Here is a 19418-nt window from a genome sequence, read left to right as displayed (position 1 = left end):
GGGCGTGCCCTCAAAACTGGAAATAGATGAAGGGCGCGACGCCCTCGGGCGCCACCGCCCATATGACCAGGATCCCCGCCCCCAACAGTAGCCCGAGCAACGGCGAGGGGAGCACACGGATCGCCAGCGCAAGCTCGCGGCCCAGATTGCGCGGCGTAAACTGGAAGATCATCCCGAGCGCAACCAGTCCCACAAGAAACGGCGTCACATGGTCATGGCTGCCCGTCCAGTCTGCAAAGCCCTTCAGATAATCCTGCGCCGTACCGAAGCTGTCGGCACGGAAGAATATCCAGGCAAAGCAGACGAGATGGAATGTCCAGACGACGCCAACCATATGCTGCGCGAAGTTACCTAGCCGCGACAGGATCTGCGCCTCGTCGCCCGCCTGTGGCGGCGCGAGTTCATTGAGCTTGGTGCGGACGAACCGCTCTATGCCGAGCATCGCGCCGTGAAATGCACCCCAGATCACGAATGTCCATGCCGCGCCGTGCCAGACGCCGCCAAGGAACATGGTGATGAGGAGATTGCGATAGGTCTTCGCCTCGCTGCCGCGGCTGCCGCCCAGCGGAATATAGAGATAGTCGCGCAGCCAGCTCGACAGCGAGATATGCCAGCGCCGCCAGAAGTCCTGCAGGCTTGAGGCGCGATAGGGCTGGTCGAAATTCTCACGGAAGCGATAGCCGAGCAGCGCCGCAACGCCGATGGCAATGTCGCTATAGCCCGAGAAGTCGCAATAGATCTGCACGGCGTAGCCATAAATTCCGATGAGCAGGTCGAGCGCGCCCACCGCCGTCGGATCGAAGAACACCGGATCGACAAGCTCCGTCGCGAGATAGTTCGCGATCACCATCTTCTTGGCGAGACCCGTCAGAATGAGCACAGTGCCCACCGCGATATGGTCGCGCGTCAACCGGGCGGGCGCGTGAAGCTGCGGGATGAAATCCGCCGCGCGCACGATCGGTCCCGCGACGAGCTGCGGAAAGAAGGATTTGAAGAGCATGACGTCGAGCAGCGATTTCTCGGCTGCGATATGCCCGCGATAGACGTCGACGACGTAGGAGATGCCCTGGAAGGTGAAGAAGGAAATGCCGATAGGCAGGATGATTTCGAGGAACGGCAGATCGCGATGAAGTCCGAACGTCGTCAGCAACTCGTCAAGCGAGGTAAGGAAAAAGCCGTAATATTTGAAGAAGGCCAGTACGCCCAGATCGACAGCCACCGTCACGCCGACGATGAATTTGCGGAAGCCAACACGCTCTGCCTTGCCGAGCGCGAGGCCACCCAGATAATTGATGAGCGTCGTCGCGAAGAGCAGCCCCGTGAAACGCCAGTCCCACCAGCCGTAAAAGACATAGCTCGCCGCGACGAGAAAATATTTGCGCAAGGCCGGGGCCGCGCGCAGGCCCCATCCGACCGTGAAGACGATCAGAAAGAAGATCCCGAACTCGAGGGTCGGAAACAGCATGCCCGCCAGCGCCCAATGTTGCCCCACACGCCGCCTGGCGTCGGCCTAGACGCGCCGCCCGGAAGCCCCGACGGCGCGTCCCAATATTGGACAGTGTTGGTGAAATCTCAATGAAAGGCTGGACTTATGGTTAACACCCGAAAGGCCTCACTCAGAACTTCATGACGAAAGTCGCCGTCGCCTGATGCGAGGTCAGCTTGTCGCCGAACTGGCCCGTATAGTCGAAATTGAGCCGCGCATAGCCACTTCCGATGCCGAGCCCCAGGCCTGCGAAAGGTATGTCCTTGTCCAGAGCATCGCCCTCAACCGAGAAGGCGCCCCCGGCAACGAAATGACCGTCGGCCACCGGCGTCGCATCGAGAAACTCATGCGTGATGCCACCGCGCAGATAGGGGTCGATGTCGGGATTGCCGCCCGTCTTGCCGCTGACGCGCAGTTCCGCGGTCGTCCGAAACGACTGGAAGCTGTTTGCATTGATGGCAAGGTCGACACCATCTCCACCGCCCTCCTCCGTATATGAGGCCTGACGCAGATAGGTATAGGAAGCCCCGAGCGCCGGCCGGATCGAGATCGGCCCAAGCGCCAGATCGTAGCCGACCTGAGTCGACAACCCGGCCTGATAGCCCATCCAGTTCGCATAGGGATTGCGCGTAACGTCGCCCGCCGTCACCTGCCTGTATCCCTTGTAGCTGTCGAGACCCAGGCTGCCCATCGCGTCCCAGTAGAAAGCTCCGCGGTTCAGCGCGTGATAAAGCTGGAGGAGATAGGTCTGATTGACGTTGTCGTGTGCGGGATCGCTCGCGCCATACTGCATCGCCGCATAGGTGAAGGAGGCGCCCGAGACGTCGCCATCGCCGTCGCGCGTGTCGTAGCCGACGGCAAGCGCGTAAAGCGTGCCATCATATGAGGCCGACTTCTCTCCACCGGCACCCGACTCGGCCGAGACTGCCTCCTGCGCCCAAAGGCCGGTATTCCGGCGTCGGCGATACCCTGTCGTCTGACCATCCTGATCGTCGCTGCGCAGAAGATCGAGACGGCTCGACACGATGCCCGAAGAAATGTCCTGCACCCGCAGCGCCTGCTCCTCGCGCGCGCCGCTGAGATCGGGCAGCAGATCCTTGTAGAGCTTCTGAATTGCCGCAACCGTCGAAAGATTGCCGACAGCCGCGCCGAATTCGTCGTCCAGGGCAAACGCCGTCGGCGCGACATTGTAGATCGTCGCCGCATTGCCGGTGATGCCGAGTTCCGCAGCCGTCTTGCGCGCCAGTGTGATGTAAAGCTCGTTCCCGCTCGTGCTCAGCACCGCGTTATAGCCTGCGCTCACACCACCGATAAGGAGATCGTCCACGCCGCCAGCTGACAGTGAGAGCGTCCCGGCATCGACCAGATTGATGGTTTCTGACGTGCTCAGATAGGAAGAGAAGGTGACATCCACCGTTGCGCCCGCGGCAAAGCTCGTCGTGCCCGTCGTCGTCAGCAGCGCGCTCGTGTTGGCCACTGCGTCATAGGTGACGGCGAAGATGGAATCGCTCGCGAAGGCGGCCGTCGTCGCGTAGTAGCCCGAACCCGCGCTGCGAAAAGTCGCGTCCTGCACGTCCAGAGTGCCGGTTGCGCCGGTGTTGGTGCCGCCCGTGAACTCGGCGCCACCCGACAGGCTCATATCGAGCGTACCGCCTGAAGCAATGTCGATATTGCCGGTGATCGTGCCGTCATCGGAGGTGATGGTCGAGGCGCCGCTGCCGAGATAGATAGCACCCGTGATCGTTCCGCTATTCGTCAGGGTGAAAGCCGAGGCCGATGTCGAGACATCGATTGCGGTTGCCGCGCCATCGTTCGCGATGGCCTCGATGGTGCCCGAGTTGACGATGCTCGAAAGCGTGCCAGACGCATCGACAATCGCGACGGCGTCGCCCACGGTACTTGCGGACGCCTCGATCGTGCCCGAATTCGTGATGCCGTTCAGTGTGCCGCCCGCCTCGACGGAAATCGCGACCGCCTTGCCGCCCGTGGTGCCGAGCGTCAACGCCTCAAGCGTACCTTCGTTGACGATCTCGTCGACAATACCGCCGGAGCCAATGCTGATGCCCGTCGCATCGGCGTCGATAGCGCGGGAGAGAATGATCGAACTCGTCCCGGCATTGGAGATGCCCCCTGTCAGATCCGACGTATATCCGCTATCCGCCTCGACACGGATCGCGGTGGTCGCCTCGCCCGAATTGCTGCCGTAGGTATAGATATATCCGGCGTTATAGATCCCATAGGCTTCGGCATCCGTGCCGACATTGCCGATCGTGATATTGGCGGGACTTGTCGCATCGGTACCGACAAAGATCGTATTGTTTCCATAGGTGGTGATCGTATAGCCCGCGGCGTTGGAAATGCCGCCGCCAAGGCTCTGATAAACCTCGATTGCCGGACCGCCAATCACGCCGTCATCCGCCGTGTCTGACGACGCTGCCGTACCGGTCCTGAGCGTGCCCGTATTCGCGATGGAGCCGGTGGTCGCGGTGGTGACGCTGACGCCGATGCCGCCAGCGCTCGCCGCGAGGGTCGATCCTTCATTCGTGAAGGAATTGTCGCTGTCGATTGTCACCGCCGTGTCTGCGCCGACGGAGAGCGTCCCCGTCACGGTTATATCGCCGTCCGCCGAAGTCGTTTGCGCGGTGGTCGACGAGGAAATCGTCGTATCCGCACCCGCAAGCCCGCTCCAGAGAGAGAGCGGCAGAATGAGCGCGCAAAGCTTCGTTGCGCGGCGCTGCGAGCGCCGCACATGGACGGGTGAATAAGGCAAGGCGACCGACCCCCTGTGAGGAATTGACCCCACTCAAACGGTGCGAAAAATCAAATCCGTCGCGAGGAAAAACAAACAGTTAAACAATCTTTTTCTGCACGATTGTTTGAAACTTTTGTTCAGCGCTGGCCGCATGTTTTCGTGTGCGGCATCAACGCGCGGAGCAAGGCCGCTCCCGCGCGGCGCGCACCGTCCGTACGGAGATGAACGCGGTCCGGCCAGGCGAGTGGGGGATGTGCGTCCGCCCAACGCGCAATGCCGCATGCGCCATCCATGACGCCCGAAAGATCGAAATAGAAGGCGTCCTGTTTCGCCGCCACGGATTTTTGTACGTCGCGCAAGGCGGCAAGTTTCGGCGGCGTGGTCCAGCCGCCTCCGCATGTCGCAGCTTCTCCGGACTTTGCCTTGCGCGCGCCATCGAGCGGGCCGAGCACGGCGATGGATGCATGTGGCGACAAGCGTTTCAAACGAGCGATCAAGGTTCCGAGCTTTGCCGCATAGGCATGGAGATCAAGCCGATCATTGAAGCCCTCATTCGTGCCGTAGCCGAGAATGACGAGATCTGGCCTGAGCGCCGCGATCTGCGCGTCCACCACGCCTTGATCCCAATGACCGACGACATCGAGCGTCGCGCCGCTGATCCCATAGCTGTCATAGCGAATACCGGGGCGCCCCGTGATGAGCGCCCAGCCAAGAAGCGCGATCTCGCCATCGCCCGCCGGGCGGATTTCCACGCGATGCGCCGAGGCCGCGGGCACACGGAGCCGCACAAGGCCCGTCCGAGGCGCGCGCGTGGAGAGGCGCAACGAGACGGCGCCGTCGAGCGCGACCATCAGCGAGCCGGTGGAGGGCCCGCCCATCGCCTCGATCTCCACTTCGTCGAAGGCCCCGCCCTCTTTCTCGATCGAGGTTCGTGCCGCCGCGCTTGTTGCGGAAATCCGGTAGCCCGAAATGCCGAAGGGGCCCGTTGCGCCGGCCTTGAGGCTCGACGCCGCCACCCAGGGCCCGGTCATGGAGACCTTGTAGCCCTGCGGCGCATAGTAACGATAGGGATTGCCCGGCGGCAGGCCGCGCCCCGCATCGCCATAGGTGCGCGTCCAGTCCCCGCGCAGCACACCCGTCAGATGATCGAGCGCGATATGGCTGTCGCCCAGATGGAGAATATTGATCGTGCGGCGTTTGCCCGCCTCGAGATCGCCGAGCGCCGCGTGGAAATCGGCAAGCCCCGCCGACGCGGGCCGCTCGGCGCAATGCGGCTCCGCCGCACAGGCGGAAACGAAAACGACAAGCGCGCCGATCGCGAACTTCGCGCCGCGTATCGCAGGGCTCAGGCGATCACCGCGAGGCACCGGTCCAGCGCCAATCGTCGCTGCGGCCGGGTCGGATATCGGCGACCCTGCTCGGCTGCCCGCCCGCATCCGTGCTGCCGCGTAGAGTCTCGCTGCCCGCGCTGGTCAGGGCCGCCGAGGTAACCGCGCCCGCCGCCGGCGCTGTCGACTGCGCCGTCACCAGCCCCTTATCGACATCGGTGCGGATAGCTTGCGCGATCCCCCGGGCGAGAAGCTCATATCCGGCCATCGTGAAGTGAATGCCGTCTTCAGTGCGCAGCTGTCGCTTCTTGCCTGCTGCGTCAGTGCCAAAGGCCTGATAGTTGCCATCCTTGTCGGCGGCAAGTTGATGGGTCGGGATGAAGGCGACGCCATTGGCTTTTGCCCGCCCTTCAAAGATCGAGGAGAAAGTCTCCATGTCGGCCTCGAAGCCGGGGCTGCGCATGACGGGAAGGCCGACCCAGTAGATGCGCGCGCCCGCCGCCTTCAGCGTCGCGGTGAAATCATCCACCCGCGCCTGATAGACCTCGCGCCATTTCGGCTCGAACAGAGCGTGGCGCTCATTACCCTCGATGATCGTCTGACGGTCGTTGGTGCCCATGACAACAACGGCGATGTCGATCTTGGTATCGGCGGCGGCTTCGCGCACGGCGTCGTTCCAGTCGTAATAATCCTTGCGCACAAAGCCCGTGGCGACGCGCGACTTTCGGATGACGCTGAAGCGCTTGTCCTTGTGGAACACGTGATAGAGCCCCGCCCACACGCCATCGCCGAGCGAGTCGCCGAAGATCACCACGTTGTAATGCGGTTGCTCCGGTCCTGCCTCCGGCTTCGCGGGCAACTCGCTACGCAGGGGGACGGTGAGCGCGGCGCTGGTGACGGAAGCGTCGGCCGGCGGAACCGGCGAGATCGGACGCGGCTCGGCATGTGCAGGCAGCGCAAAGCCCGCGCCGAGCATCAGCGCGAGACATAAGCCACTGGCGATGGAACGAGCCACCCTGCCCCCGATACGCAAATGCCTGAGACGTGGGGCAACAACAAGCGCCCGCGTCCGGAAATTGGAAAGATGGATGCCCCGTGCAGGCCCCATGCCCGTCCGGGCGGTGAAATATGCACCATAACGGGACAGTCAGTCCAGCCGGACGGCGGCGCTCAGGTGGCGTGGCGCAGAAGCTCGGAAATGACCCGTTCGAGGTCCTTCAGCGAGGCACAGGTCTTGGCCGTGTCGCAATAGGGAGCGAGGCGCTTCATCTCGCTGTCGCCCGAGTTCCATAGCGACCTGGGCTCCGGGTTCAGCCAGATAACGCGGCGGGCGCGGGCATGGATTTTCTTCAGAATGTCGCCGCGCGGATTGCCATAGTTCGACCGTGCATCGCCGAGAATGAGGACCGTCGTGCGGTGGTCCACATCGTCAAGCGCCAGCCGTTCGAAATCGAGGAATGCCTGGCCGTAGTCGGTCGAGCCCCCGCCATGCTCCATCAGCGCACGGGCGAGCGCCTTTTCGATATCGCGTTCGCGCTCGAACAGTTCCGTCGTTTCTCCGAGCTGGCCGGAGAATGCGAAAGAGCGCACACGCGGCAGCACTTCCTGAAGGCTGTAAAGGAACATCAGCAGAAACCGCGCCACCTGCGCCACCGAACCCGAGACGTCGCAGATCGCCATGACCTTGGGACGGTCGATCTTCTGCTGCTTCCAGATGGTGTGGAAGAACAGCCCGTCGAACTCGACATTGGCGCGGATGGTGCGGCGCATGTCGAGCTGGCCACGCTTTTCCACCTTCTTGCGGCGGGAATGGAGCGCGACGAGGCGCTTGGCCATCTTCGCCACCAGCGCCCGCATGATCTTCATGTCGCTGCGGTCGACATTGCTGAGGCGAACCTGCGAGAGCACTTCCTCGCGCAATTGCCGTCCGGCATTGGCGGTGAAGATTTCGAGCTGCTTCTCCACATAGTCGCGCACCTGCTCGCGCAGCGCGTCGCGGGCATCGCTCAGACGCTCGGCGCCCTTGGGATCGCCGCTCTCGCGCCGCTCGATCTCATCGTTCAGCGCGTCGAGCCCCATGATCTCCATCATGCGGCGCGTATACATGCCGCGCTGCGTGAAAAGCCTGATGCGGTTGAGCTGCGCCTGACGTGCCGCTTCGGCAAGCGCCATTTGCAGCGCGGCCTGATCGCCACCTTCGAGCATGGCGACGAGGTCTTGCGGCGCGGGCGCCCCACCCGAAGGCTGGCCTTCCGTGCCGCCACCGCCCGGCCCCGGCATTCCGCCCGAACCGTTTTGCGTCTCACCGGCATTCGGCTCCCGCTCCGCATCGCCCTGTTGCTGCGTCGAGGTTTCGGACTTCGCCTTGAATTGGTCGAAGGCGAAGTAGCGGTCGAACGTGTCGCGGAAAGCCTGCTTCTCGTCCTCGGTCTTCGCCAGCACCTGGCTCAGCGCATGGCGCAAAATCTCGCGCTCGCCGAGCCCGACGAGATCGACCACGCGCCCGGCATCGATCGATTCCGAGGTCGAAACCCGGACATCGGCCGCCCTGAGCGCGCGTATGAAATCGCCGAGGACTTCGGTCATGTCAGCTCGCGGCCAGCGCCTTTGTCGTCAACGCATTGATCTCGGAATCGACATTCTCGATGTCGTCCTGGAACTTCAGCAGCACATTGAGCGTGTCGCGCACGAGTTCGGCATCGAGTTCGCGCGCATGAAGCAGAACCAGCGTGCGCGCCCAGTCGATCGTCTCGCTCACCGCCGGCAGCTTCTTGAGGTCGAGTGCGCGCAGGCCCTGCACGAAGGCGACGAGCTGATTGCGCAGACGTTCTTCCACTTCCGGCACGCGGGCGCGGATGATGCGCTGTTCGAGTTCCGTGTCCGGGAACGGAATATAGAGATGCAGGCAGCGCCGCTTCAGCGCGTCGCCGATCTCGCGCGAATTATTCGAGGTCAGGAAGACGATGGGCGTCGTCCGCGCCTTGATCGTACCAAGTTCCGGAATCGAGATCTGATAGTCGGAGAGAATTTCGAGCAGGAAAGCTTCGAACTCGTCATCCGACTTGTCGAGCTCGTCGATGAGAAGCACCGCGCCGCCCGGCTGCCACAAGGCCTTCAGCAGCGGCCGCGGCTCCAGAAACTCTTCGTTGAAAAACGTGTCGTCGAACTCGTGCAGACGCGAGATGGACTCTTTCAGCCCCTGCGCGCCGGACATGAGGTCGCCGAGCTTCTCCTTCAGCACCTGCGTATAGAGAAGCTGCTTGCCATATTTCCACTCATAAAGGGCCTTCGCCTCGTCGAGACCTTCATAGCACTGCAGCCGGATCAGCGGCTTGCCGAGAAGCTCCGCCGTCGCCTTGGCGAGTTCGGTCTTGCCGACGCCGGGGGGGCCCTCGACGAGCAGCGGCTTCTGCAACCGCTCGGCGAGGAAGATCGAGGTCGCGATCTGGTTGTTGCAGATATAGCCGCTGCGCTCGAAACCCTGCCGAATGGCCGCGATCTGCGACGGCGCATCGCCGTTCACGTCTGGAACTACCTTGTTCAACACTGTCCAGGGGGCGAACAGCCCCCTTCCCTTTTTGCGTTTCCTGTTGGTGGCAAGCCTACCACAAGGCAGCAAAGCAAGGACAAGCCGAAAGCATGCAAGTCGTCCTGCGCCGATGGCTGACGCGAGGGAAAGGGGCTCAGCCGCGAGCCAGTTGATCGAGCAGCCATATCTGATGCTGATGGATCGCCGCTTCGAGATGGCTCAACCGCGCAGGCCCCGCCGTCCGGCTACGCAGTCCCTTCTGCGTGCCCTCGCAAGCCGCAATGTCCTCCATATGGATCGCGAAAGTCGCCTGCCGGAAAATATCCTTCAGCACTTCGGCATCCGGCACATCGAGCGATTTCGGATGGACGAGCAGATACGCCGTGAGCTTGAACTCTTCGACGCTCTTCAGCTCCATCCGGTAGTAGATGAGCGAATCCGCCAGCACCGCGAAAATATGCGCAGGGAACACATTGAAGACGGAGAAGCCCCGCCGCGCCTTGTCGGGAATGCCATCGAGCGGCGGGAAGAGCGTCGCCGAAAGCTCGTCTCCCCTGTGCGGAATGCGAAGCACCGCATAGGCCCCCGCTGCCGTGTCGACGCTCGTATCCGCGCCCGGATAGTCGCGTTCGAAGGTCTCGGGATGGATGGCGAAGTGGTGATAGGCCTCCATGAAATTGTCGACCAGCGTCTTCCAGTTGAACGCCTGATCGAATTCCACGCGGCCGACGATCTCCATTTCGTCCATTTTCCAGGGCGCCAATTCCTCCGCGAGCGGCTGAAGCTGGGGCGCAAGAGGCGCGGCCTTGCCATCGAGATTGACGAAGATGATGCCTTGCCAGACCTCGCAGCCGAAATTGGGGAGCGAGCAATTCTTGCGGTCGAAATCAGCTGCTTTGTCCATCAACGGCGCGGCCATCAGCGATCCGTCGAGCGCATAGGTCCATTTGTGATAGGGGCAGGAGAAGGTGCCGGCATTGCCCGCACCCTCCGCCACCATCATCCAGCGGTGGCGGCAAACGGCGGATAGCGCCCGCACCGCGCCGTCGCGTCCGCGCACGATCACGAGCGGCTCGCCCGCAAGGTCGAAACGGAAGTAGTCGCCGGGATTGGGGATCTCCGCCACATGGCCGACCGAATACCAGTTGCGGCGCATAACGCGCTCCATCTCGGCCTCGAATATCCCGGACGAAGTGTAGAACTCGGGCGGCAGCGTCGAGGCTTCCGCAAGCGGCTTCAGCACCGATGCCTGCCCGGCCAGCAGCGCCTCCTCGATATTTTTCGACGGCATGGCTCCCTCCCCATTATTTCGACCGATCGGTCGAAATAATGGGGAGGCCAACCCAACCTGTCAATGCGGACGGCTTATACCGGATGATTGAAGGCCGCGGCCTCCCGCCGCAGCGCGTTGAGGTTCCTGCCCGGCGCAAGCACACCCCGGACGAGCAGCGAGGCAACTTCCTCCGCCGTCGCCACAATGCGGGCCGCGTCCTGTCGCTCGGCCCATGTGACCGAATATTCGGTCGCCGCAATCATGGCCTTTGCCACCATATTCCTGTCGCAGGCGTGGAATTCCCCAGCGTCCACCCCCCGCTTCAGCCGGGCTTCGATCCAGGCGACGAGCTTGTTCCGGTCCGCCCAGAAGGCCGTCATCTGTGGATCGTTCAGGTCGCCGTGATTGATGAGCCAGGTGCAGTCGTAGGGCGCCGCGCAGAGCTGCTCGACGTCGAAGCGCAGATAGGCATAGAGCCGCGCCGCCTCGGACAGCGCCGCCCGCCCGAGGCGCCTCTGCATGGCCAGCGCAGGCGTCAGCACCCCCTCGATCATCGCGTGGACGATCTCTTCCTTCGATCCGAAGTAGTAGTAGAGCGAGGCCTTCTGGAGCCCCGCCTCCGCCGCGATTTCGCGCACCGACGCCCCGGCGATACCCTTGGCCCGGAATAGCCGCGCGGCGGCCTCTATGATGTCGCGCCGCGCGTCGTCCGAGGGCGGCGTGGCATTGGTCCTTGGGCGGCCTGCGCCACTCCGGGGTCTACCCTGTGCATTTTCTAACGTGCCTCTCACAGTCAGTCCCACCCTTGCCGCTTTATCCCCCCGTCATTGGGCTATAGGGTACCACATCCGAAAATCTGCTCGCAGAAGCAACCACCAGAAACGTCCCAGGGAGAGCTCCATGACAGCCATCAACGAAGTCGGCGATCTGACCATCGAGGGAGATGTCGGCGTCCTGACGCTGAATTCCCCGCCCGTGAACGCCCTTTCGGCCCCCGTCCGCACGGCCATCAATGACGGCATCAAGGCAGCGATCGACAATCCCGCCGTCAAGGCCATCGTCCTGATCTGCGACGGCAAGACCTTCATCGCCGGCGCCGACATCACCGAATTCGGCAAGGCGCCCTCGGGCCCGAGCCTCTTCGACGCACAGGCCATGATCGAGAACGCACCGAAGCCCGTCATCGCCGCAATCCACGGCACGGCGCTCGGCGGCGGCCTCGAAGTCGCCCTCACCTGCCATTACCGCGTCGCCGTCCCCTCGGCGAAGTGCGGCCTTCCCGAGGTCAATCTCGGCCTGCTGCCGGGCGCGGGCGGCACACAACGTCTTCCCCGCATCGTCGGTGCCCAGAAGGCCGTCGAGATGGTGACGGTCGGCACCCATGTCGGTGCCAAGGCCTGCAAGGAAATGGGCCTCGTCGATGAGCTGGTCGAGGAAGGCAAGCTCCGTGAGGGCGCCATCGCCTTTGCCAACAAGATCGTTGCCGAGAAGCGCCCGCTGAAGAAGGTCCGAGACCTCAACGACAAGGTTGAAGCCGATCGCGGCCATCCGGAAATCTTCGCGAATTTCCGCAAGGCCAATGCCCGCAAGTTCCGCGGCTTCCTCGCGCCGGAATACAATATTCAGTGCATCGAAGCGGCCGTGAACCTTCCTTTCGATGACGGCATCAAGGTCGAGCAGAAGCTTTTCCGCGAACTCGTCACCGGCACGCAGTCCGCGGCCCAGCGCCATGTCTTCTTTGCCGAACGTCAGGTCTGGAAGCTGCCGGACGTTCCCGCCGACACGCCGACGATCCCCGTCGCCAGGGTCGGCGTCATCGGCGCCGGCACCATGGGCGGCGGCATCTCGATGAACTTCCTCAATGCGGGCATTCCCGTCACCATCGTCGAGACGAAGCAGGAAGCGCTTGATCGCGGCATCGCCACGATTCGCAAGAACTACGAGAACACCGCGAAGAAGGGCCGTCTGACGCAGGACGACGTCGAGAAGCGCATGGCGCTCCTCACCGGTACTCTCGCGCTCGAAGACCTCGCCGACAGCGACCTCGTGATCGAAGCCGTCTTCGAGAACATGGAGATCAAGAAAGACATCTTCGGCAAGCTCGACCGGATCGTGAAGCAGGGTGCGATCCTCGCGACCAACACCTCGGCGCTCAACATTGACGAGATCGCGACCGCGGTGAAACGCCCCGAAGCCGTCATCGGCCTCCACTTCTTCTCGCCCGCAAACGTCATGAGGCTCCTCGAAGTCGTCCGCGCCGACAAGACCTCGAAACCGGTCATCGCGACCTCGATGCAGATCGCCAAGAAGATCGGCAAGATCGCCGCACTCGTTGGCGTCTGCCCCGGCTTCGTCGGCAACCGCATCCTCGCGCAGCGCCAGCGCGAAGCGCAGAAGCTTATCCTCGAAGGCGCGATGCCCTGGGATGTGGACCGCGTTCTCTATGACTTCGGCTTCCCCATGGGCCCGTTCGCCATGTCGGACCTCGCCGGTCTCGACATCGGCTGGTCGAAGGAGAAGTCGACCGGCTCGACCATTCGCGAAGTGCTCTGCGAGATGGATCGCCGCGGCCAGAAGACGGGCTCCGGCTTCTACGACTATGACGAGAACCGCAACGCGAAGCCGTCGCCCGTCGTCGAGAAGATCATTCTCGACTTCGCCGCGAAGCAGGGTATCAACCGCCGCACGATTTCCGATCAGGAGATCCTCGAGCGTTGCGTCTATCCGATGATCAATGAAGGCGCGAAGATCCTCGAAGAGGGCAAGGCCATCCGCGCGTCCGACATCGATATCGTCTGGATCAACGGTTATGGCTGGCCGGTCTATCGCGGCGGCCCGATGTTCTATGGCGACACCGTCGGCCTCGACAAGGTGCTGGCGAAGATGAAGGAATTCCAGGCGCAGATGGGCGACGACTTCAAGCCCTCCGCCCTTCTGGAAAAGCTCGTCGCCGAAGGCAAGAAGTTCCAGAGCCTCTAAAGGCCAACACAACAGCGGGGCGGCTCAGGCCGCCCCGTTTTCGTTTCGGGAGGGACACATGAACAGACACGAAGAACTCATCCGCAATTTCGTCGACGCGTGGCCACGCCTCGACGTCGATGCCATCGTCGATTACTTCACCGAAGACGGCATCTATCACAACATGATGATCGACCCTGTGCAGGGGCGCGCTGGCCTCACCGCCTTCATCGGCGCTTTCCTCAATGGATGGAGCGACGTGAAGTGGGACATTCTCAACATCGCCTCGGCCGGCAATCTCGTCTTTGCCGAGCGCGTCGATCATTTCAAGGTCGGCGGCAAGCCGGTAGACCTTCCCTGCTGCGGTGTCTTTGAAATCGAGAACGGCAAGATCAAGGCCTGGCGCGACTATTTCGACATGGGCACCTATATGAAGGCTCTGGCCTGAAGCGCGAGGGAGAACCGACCATGACCATCCGCCTGCATGAACTCGTCAACAAGGATGGCCGCGCGCTCAGCCCCTTTGTCTGGCGCATCAAATATGCGCTAGCGCATAAGGGCCTTGCTTATGAAACGGCGCCTGTCGGTTTCATCGGTATTCCGAAGCTCTGCGGCGGCAAGTTCAAGACCGTGCCGATCATCGAGGATGGCGACAAGACCGTCTGCGACAGCTGGACGATTGCCGATCATCTCGACGAGACCTATGCCGCGCGGCCCCTCTTCTCCTCCCCGCAGGAGCGCGCAATGGTGCGGTTCTTCGATGGCTGGTTCGGCCTCGAAGTGATGAACCGGATGTTCCAGATCTGCGTGCTCGACATCCATAATCATGCGCGGCCAGAGGACCAGCCCTATTTCCGCGAAAGCCGCGAAAAGCGCCTTGGCGGAAAAACGCTGGAGCAATTTGTCGAAGGCCGCGAGCAGAAGCTCCCGGAACTGCGCCACGCGATGCGTCCAATGCGTGCGGCGCTCGCCAATGCACCGTTCCTCGGCGGCGACCAACCCAACTACGCCGATTACATCGCGCTTGGCGGCTTTCTCTGGGCGGGCGCAATCTGCACCCTGCCCATTCTCGAAAAGAGCGATCCGCTCAACGAATGGCTCGCACGGGGCTTCGATCTTTACGACGGCATCGGTCATGTGCCGCTCTATCCGCTGGCAGCTTGAACCACGACACAACAGACTGCTCGCGATCCTCCACAAGTCGTCGCGAGCGGTCTCGCTCAAGCGTTACCGGTCCTTCCGCAGATAAAACTGGAAACCACCATCCTCGATATAGGTAGAGGCCGAGGCTTTGTACGACGTCAGACAGTCGGAATGCCCCCTCACCAGAATAGCGCGATGTGCCGCCACAACGCTCGCGCAGCTCTTCTCGATAGCAGCGTGACTCATCTGTTCAAACTGCGTTCCTACACGACCGCCAATCTCAGGGGCGCTGTAGTGATCATCGTTCACCCAGAGAAACTTGCGCTCATCACGAAGCGCAAAAGTCATGCTGTCATAGATCGACACTGTTGAGAGACTGCTCTGCTTGGGCATGTAAATGATGCAGAGCAGCGCAATGACCGCCAATCCGATGTTTCTGACAAGCAGGACAGATTCCGCCCATCGCACATCCACGAACGCAGCGTAAGTCGTCTGGGCGCCTATAGCCAACAACACATAAGCCACAACGTCGACCGGCATCTCGTAATAATCGTGGATGAGATAAACGTTCGCGAAGACGAGCCAACCGGTGAGGAAGGCTACCCCAAGAGCAGCATATTCCCTCGGCGCAGTCCGTAGGCAGTAGTAGGCAGCAGGGAAAGCGAGCACGACAACCAAGGGATTCGACTTCACGAAGCGCTTGGGAATCTTCAACCAAAAATCCAACGACAGCCTCTGATGGATGGTGCCGAAATACCACGTCGGGTCTTGCGCAAAGCCTCCAACATCCGTTTCGAGCACATATTTCCGTATTTTCTCAGCCAGAAGCGCACCAGCAAGAGCAACCACCAAGGGGATAAGCATCTTGGCGTTGGCATAAGCGTTCCGATGACCGTCACGATTCAACAGCGATTGAACTGCGAAAAAGACGACGAAGACAAACGGGATCGGAGACTTGATGAGGGCAGCGAGGAAGAGCAGCGCCGACCCAACAAGCGTCGCTCTCGTTTGCTCCGCTTTGAGCAAGATCGCCGATGCCGCCACGGCCAGTGCCAGCGCCATGTCGTCCGGCATTGGCGCCGAGAAATAATGAAGAAAGACAGGGGAGGTGCATAGCAGGAAGACTAAATAGACCCCCGCCCCCGACTTAAACCCCTCGGCAATCGAGCACCCTCCCCAAAGCAAGAGAAGAAACCAACCAAGATTGAAGCATTTCGCGGCAACTAGCGGCTCGGATCCTGTAATGAGCGCAAGCTTTGCAACCACGAAGGCATAGATTGGAATATCGTAGATGGCAATATGTCCGCGAAAATCCTCTAGAGGCGGATAATCCTTGTACCCATAGAAACCCAATATTTGCGCATAAACGTCGGCTTGCCGCCCATCATGGGTTCCATTGATTCCGACATAAGAGCTACCGACGACATAAAACGCAAAGAGCAGAAAAAATACGACAAGGAGATATTGCGTTCTCAGAGTCATCATTAACGACATAGCCCGCTCCATATTCGTTCTTATACGAAACGATAGGCGTGACATGCTTGACCTGCAAGGCGCATGCCGGGAGCGGGGCGCAGGACGAGAGCAACGCCATGTATTTGGCTCACACAGCAGAACCGCACCGTCGGAATGACACCCTCTATTATGCATGTAAGCTCACTTGCAATGCCCTTACCCCTGCATCGCCACCAGAGCCGCGTCCTCCTCGTTTACGAGAACGACCTCGCAAAGCCACATTCCGGTGGGAGCCTCAGTCGCCGCGCCCGTTTCGGGGTCCGTCGCGCCCGGCGACGTTTCCGGATAGGGCAGCCGGACGCGCGCATCGTCGAAGCGGTCGGCATCCCATGCGAAGGCACGGGCTTTGCCGACGCTGGCTGCGACAAGCGCTGCATGAAGCTCTTCCGGGCTCGCCGCGCGAATGAGATAGGTGTTGATCGCACTCATGCCGTCACCGCCCATGTCTGGCCATCGGTCTGTTGAATCGTGCCGCAGATGTGAATTTGCTCAAGCTTCGCGTTGAGATAATTGCCCGCAACCGACGAGCCGAGCCTCAACACCGAAAGGCCGCCCGGCAGAGTGATTGCGCCAAAGCTCGCGACATTTCCTGTCCTGTCTACGACATAGCCCCCGCCCGCGCCCCAGCCGAACGCAAGCGGTTTGCGGCCCAGCGCGACCGCGGCGGACAATGCAGTGTCGATCTGCGTCACGCCACCCGCGACGATGACCAGCGCGGGCTTGTCGGACGCATCGACATGAGCCCGCACCAGATTGTTCGCCGTGCCGTCGCTGAGCTCGAAGAGCGTGCGGCTCACGCCATGCCCGACGCTCGCGTAATTCGGGACGATAAGCGCGGCCCCGCCGCTCGCGAGTCCCGCCGCGTTGAACCAACCCATGCTCGCCGCCTGAACGTCGCTCGCATAGCGCGTTGCGGCTGCACCCGCCGTTGCGATCGGCGGCGTGGTGAAGGTGTTTTCTTCAAGCTGGTTGAGAATGAAGTAAGCGGTCCCGCCTGCGGCAACCTTGATCTGCGCGCCGCGCCCCGTATCCACGGGCGTGCCGGTGACGGCGACACGCGAATAAGCGGCATAGGTGTCAAAGGCACTCGCAATGGAACTGTTGATGGCGACGCATGCGGTGCCGCCAACCGTGCGCATATAGACGCTGGCAGTGTGCTTGTTGACGTTGCCGGCAGAGCCGCTGAACATCACGCCGCCTTCGGAGGCACCGGCGCTGTTGTCCAGCTTGTAGACCTTTCCGCTCGTCGCGATGTTCTGCAACCCGGCGGCAGCCAGCGCGGCCTGGTCGTCGACGATCGACAGCACCGAACCAGTGCCGTACTTCGTCACGCCTGCGGTGCTGGCCGGGTTTGCGTTGTAGTTGGTGCACTTGTTCGTCACCTGCCTGCCGATATAGGCGCCGACGGCGGTGATCCGGGCGAGCGTGTTTGTCGCGAATGACTGATAGACGCCATCGGGGCCTGCGAGAAAATGCGCAGATGAACGGACGGTCGCCAGCGCATCGCCAAGCGTCAGATCGACACCGTTGCGGGCATAGCGCGCATTGTAGAAATCAGCCGCCAGCGCCGCGTTCGGCTGCCACCAGCCAGTCTTCGTCCGGAAGCGGCCTTCATCGGGTGCGTAGCTCGCCTCCCCTTGAATTGGAATATCGCTCGATCTCGACGCCACGGACACGGCCGGCCTCCTTTCGCATTTGCCTCATGCGAAATATGGGGGATGCGCGAGGAGCGGGGATAAGTTCGGCGACTATTTGACCATCGGGCCGGCCTGGTTCGTCAGCTTGTAGGCGAGAAGAACCGGCAGGAAAGTCAGCGACATCACGAAAAGCACAACGACATTGACCTCGGGCAGGCGCTGTCCGAGGCGGATCGCGCCGAAGATCCAGAGCGGTAGAGTGTTCTGCGCGCCTGCCGTGAATGTCGTAACGATCACTTCATCGAAGGAAAGCGCGAAGGCCAGAAGCGCACCGGCGACGAGCGAGGTCGAAATCATCGGCAGCGTGATGCGGCGGAAGGTCTGCCAGGCATCGGCGCCGAGGTCCATCGATGCTTCTTCAAGCGAACGCGGGACGCGCCGCAGTCGCGCGATGACGTTGTTGTAAACGATCACGATGCAGAAGGTCGCGTGGCCGATCACGATCGTCCAGAAGGAGAGCCCAAGCCCCCAGAAGACGAAAAAGGAATTGAGCGCCATGCCGGTGATGATGCCGGGCAGCGCGATCGGCAGCACAACCATGAAGGACACTGTCTCCTTGCCGAAGAAATCGAAACGGTGAACGGCGAAGGCCGCCGAGGAGCCGAGGAAGACGGCAATTGATGTGGCCAGCACGCCCGCCTTGAGCGAGAGGCCAAGCGCCGTCCTGATTTCCTGATTTCCCCACGCCGAGACGAACCAGCGCAGCGACAGGCCGGGGATCGGCCAGCTCTGGATGTTCGAGGCGTTGAACGCATAGACGAAGATCAGAATGATCGGCACGAAGAGAAAGGCCAGCACGAAAATGACCCATGCCGCGAGTGCGATCCTGGCGAATTTCGTTTCCATGCGTCCTTCCTCCTCACATCACGTCGAAGGCGCCGCTGCGCCGCGCGGCCATGAGATAAAGCCCCATGACGACAAGCGGGATCGACGCATAGGCAGCGGCGAATGGCACGTTGTTCGCAATGCCGACATTCGCATAGACGACATTGCCGATGAAATCCGAGCCCGGCCCACCGACCAGCACCGGCGTGATGTAGTCGCCCAGCGTCAGCGAAAAGCTGAAGATCGAACCCGCGACGACGCCGGGCATGGCAAGCGGCAGGATCACCTTGAAGAAAGTGCGCCATGCCTTCGCGCCCAGATCGAGCGAGGCTTCGAAGAGCGAATAGGGAATGCGTTCCAGCGCCGCATAGATCGGCATGATCATGAAAGGCAGCCAGATATAGGAGAAGACGATCCACATCGCCCAGTTCGTGTAACCGATCTCGATGCTCTGAAAACCGAGCCCGTGCAGAACCCAGTTGAGCACACCTTCATGGGCAAAGATCAGGCGCCATGCATAGACGCGTGCGAGATAGCTCGACCAGAGCGGCACCAGGACCAGCGTGAAAAGCGCCACGCGCTGCCGCTGGCTCGCAAGCCGCACCATGAAATAGGCGAAAGGAAAGGCGAGGATGACATCGGTGATCGTCACCGCGGCCGCCATGAAGATCGTGCGCAGTGCGATCAGGCGATAGGTCTCGCTGCCGAAGATCGCCTGGAAGTTCGACAGCGTCCATGTCCGGTCGATCTCGCCGGTGAAGCTGTCCGTCGTCCAGAACGCCGAGATGAAGAGCGCGGCCAGCGCCGCGATATAGATAAGCAGAAACCAGCCAAGCGGAGGTGCGAGCAGAAGCCCGGCGCTGAGGCCGGGCTTCCGCCACAGAATTACGGACACGCGACGGACCGCCCCGG

Annotated in this window: 16 protein-coding genes; 3 read left to right on the top strand and 13 right to left on the bottom strand. The window is 61.8% G+C overall.

Translation table 11 applies throughout. The features are described 5' to 3' along the window. Nucleotides 1-10: 10 nt before the first annotated feature. From F2P47_RS06515 to F2P47_RS06480, 8 genes are all read right to left on the bottom strand, one after another. Nucleotides 11-1465 carry an MBOAT family O-acyltransferase gene (locus tag F2P47_RS06515; RefSeq protein ID WP_152215468.1) on the bottom strand — a complete coding sequence of 485 codons (1455 nt, stop codon included), beginning with the start codon at nt 1463-1465 and terminating at the stop codon, nt 11-13. A 151-nt stretch (nt 1466-1616) separates the two neighbouring features. Next, nucleotides 1617-4256: an autotransporter outer membrane beta-barrel domain-containing protein gene (locus tag F2P47_RS06510; protein WP_152215466.1), complete on the bottom strand. Its 2640-nt coding sequence runs from the start codon at nt 4254-4256 to the stop codon at nt 1617-1619. 119 nt (nt 4257-4375) lie between these two features. Then, nucleotides 4376-5605: a GDSL-type esterase/lipase family protein gene (locus F2P47_RS06505; RefSeq protein ID WP_185680987.1), complete on the bottom strand. Its 1230-nt coding sequence runs from the start codon at nt 5603-5605 to the stop codon at nt 4376-4378. After that, entirely contained in the window at nt 5592-6581 is a 990-nt protein-coding gene (locus F2P47_RS06500; RefSeq protein WP_185680986.1) for an SGNH/GDSL hydrolase family protein, read from the bottom strand. Before F2P47_RS06500 ends, F2P47_RS06505 begins: the two co-directional genes overlap by 14 nt. A gap of 155 nt (nt 6582-6736) precedes the next feature. Beyond that, on the bottom strand, nt 6737-8152 hold the full coding sequence (locus F2P47_RS06495; protein WP_152215459.1) for a vWA domain-containing protein: 1416 nt from the start codon (nt 8150-8152) through the stop codon (nt 6737-6739). Nucleotide 8153: 1 nt separating this feature from the next. Continuing rightward, nucleotides 8154-9089 carry an AAA family ATPase gene (locus F2P47_RS06490; RefSeq protein ID WP_246176787.1) on the bottom strand — a complete coding sequence of 312 codons (936 nt, stop codon included), beginning with the start codon at nt 9087-9089 and terminating at the stop codon, nt 8154-8156. Nucleotides 9090-9249: 160 nt separating this feature from the next. Continuing rightward, on the bottom strand, nt 9250-10386 hold the full coding sequence (locus F2P47_RS06485; RefSeq protein ID WP_152215454.1) for an aromatic ring-hydroxylating oxygenase subunit alpha: 1137 nt from the start codon (nt 10384-10386) through the stop codon (nt 9250-9252). Between the two features lie 74 nt (nt 10387-10460). Continuing rightward, a complete protein-coding gene (locus F2P47_RS06480; protein ID WP_185680985.1) occupies nt 10461-11159 on the bottom strand; it encodes a TetR/AcrR family transcriptional regulator in 699 nt (232 codons plus the stop codon). A 118-nt stretch (nt 11160-11277) separates the two neighbouring features. Here F2P47_RS06480 and F2P47_RS06475 point away from each other — a divergent pair, with 118 nt between their 5' ends. From F2P47_RS06475 to F2P47_RS06465, 3 genes are read left to right on the top strand one after another with little or no spacing between them, the layout of a single operon-like run. After that, nucleotides 11278-13347: a 3-hydroxyacyl-CoA dehydrogenase NAD-binding domain-containing protein gene (locus F2P47_RS06475; RefSeq protein ID WP_425500030.1), complete on the top strand. Its 2070-nt coding sequence runs from the start codon at nt 11278-11280 to the stop codon at nt 13345-13347. Nucleotides 13348-13405: 58 nt separating this feature from the next. Further along, on the top strand, nt 13406-13774 hold the full coding sequence (locus F2P47_RS06470) for a limonene-1,2-epoxide hydrolase family protein (protein WP_152215448.1): 369 nt from the start codon (nt 13406-13408) through the stop codon (nt 13772-13774). Between the two features lie 20 nt (nt 13775-13794). Continuing rightward, a complete protein-coding gene (locus F2P47_RS06465; RefSeq protein WP_152215446.1) occupies nt 13795-14490 on the top strand; it encodes a glutathione S-transferase family protein in 696 nt (231 codons plus the stop codon). Between the two features lie 63 nt (nt 14491-14553). Here the strand turns inward: F2P47_RS06465 and F2P47_RS06460 are convergent, their stop codons facing one another. The 5 genes from F2P47_RS06460 to F2P47_RS06440 form a co-directional block, all read right to left on the bottom strand. Further along, on the bottom strand, nt 14554-15963 hold the full coding sequence (locus F2P47_RS06460; RefSeq protein WP_152215444.1) for a hypothetical protein: 1410 nt from the start codon (nt 15961-15963) through the stop codon (nt 14554-14556). A gap of 177 nt (nt 15964-16140) precedes the next feature. Further along, entirely contained in the window at nt 16141-16413 is a 273-nt protein-coding gene (locus F2P47_RS06455; RefSeq protein ID WP_152215442.1) for a hypothetical protein, read from the bottom strand. Further along, nucleotides 16410-17660 (bottom strand): hypothetical protein, encoded by a 1251-nt coding sequence (locus F2P47_RS06450; protein ID WP_152215440.1) that lies wholly within the window; start codon nt 17658-17660, stop codon nt 16410-16412. The genes F2P47_RS06455 and F2P47_RS06450 overlap by 4 nt, the downstream gene beginning before the upstream one ends. A 72-nt stretch (nt 17661-17732) precedes the next feature. Next, nucleotides 17733-18527, bottom strand: a complete 795-nt coding sequence (locus F2P47_RS06445) for an ABC transporter permease (protein WP_152215438.1) — start codon at nt 18525-18527, stop codon at nt 17733-17735. 13 nt (nt 18528-18540) lie between these two features. Then, nucleotides 18541-19401 (bottom strand): ABC transporter permease, encoded by an 861-nt coding sequence (locus F2P47_RS06440; RefSeq protein WP_204886561.1) that lies wholly within the window; start codon nt 19399-19401, stop codon nt 18541-18543. Nucleotides 19402-19418: the final 17 nt, after the last annotated feature.

Source organism: Parvibaculum sedimenti, from assembly GCF_009184905.1.
In the GTDB taxonomy this organism is placed as follows: Bacteria; Pseudomonadota; Alphaproteobacteria; order Parvibaculales; family Parvibaculaceae; genus Parvibaculum; species Parvibaculum sedimenti.
This window is presented reverse-complemented; position numbering and strand designations above follow the sequence as displayed.

Excerpts from the sequence above, each read along its gene's own strand:
- F2P47_RS06460 (WP_152215444.1), bottom strand. The coding sequence starts at position 15,963 with ATGTCGTTAATGATGACTCTGAGAACGCAATATCTCCTTGTCGTATTT.
- F2P47_RS06495 (WP_152215459.1), bottom strand. The coding sequence starts at position 8,152 with ATGACCGAAGTCCTCGGCGATTTCATACGCGCGCTCAGGGCGGCCGAT.
- F2P47_RS06445 (WP_152215438.1), bottom strand. The coding sequence starts at position 18,527 with ATGGAAACGAAATTCGCCAGGATCGCACTCGCGGCATGGGTCATTTTC.
- F2P47_RS06515 (WP_152215468.1), bottom strand. The coding sequence starts at position 1,465 with ATGCTGTTTCCGACCCTCGAGTTCGGGATCTTCTTTCTGATCGTCTTC.
- F2P47_RS06485 (WP_152215454.1), bottom strand. The coding sequence starts at position 10,386 with ATGCCGTCGAAAAATATCGAGGAGGCGCTGCTGGCCGGGCAGGCATCG.
- F2P47_RS06455 (WP_152215442.1), bottom strand. The coding sequence starts at position 16,413 with ATGAGTGCGATCAACACCTATCTCATTCGCGCGGCGAGCCCGGAAGAG.
- F2P47_RS06465 (WP_152215446.1), top strand. The coding sequence starts at position 13,795 with ATGACCATCCGCCTGCATGAACTCGTCAACAAGGATGGCCGCGCGCTC.
- F2P47_RS06470 (WP_152215448.1), top strand. The coding sequence starts at position 13,406 with ATGAACAGACACGAAGAACTCATCCGCAATTTCGTCGACGCGTGGCCA.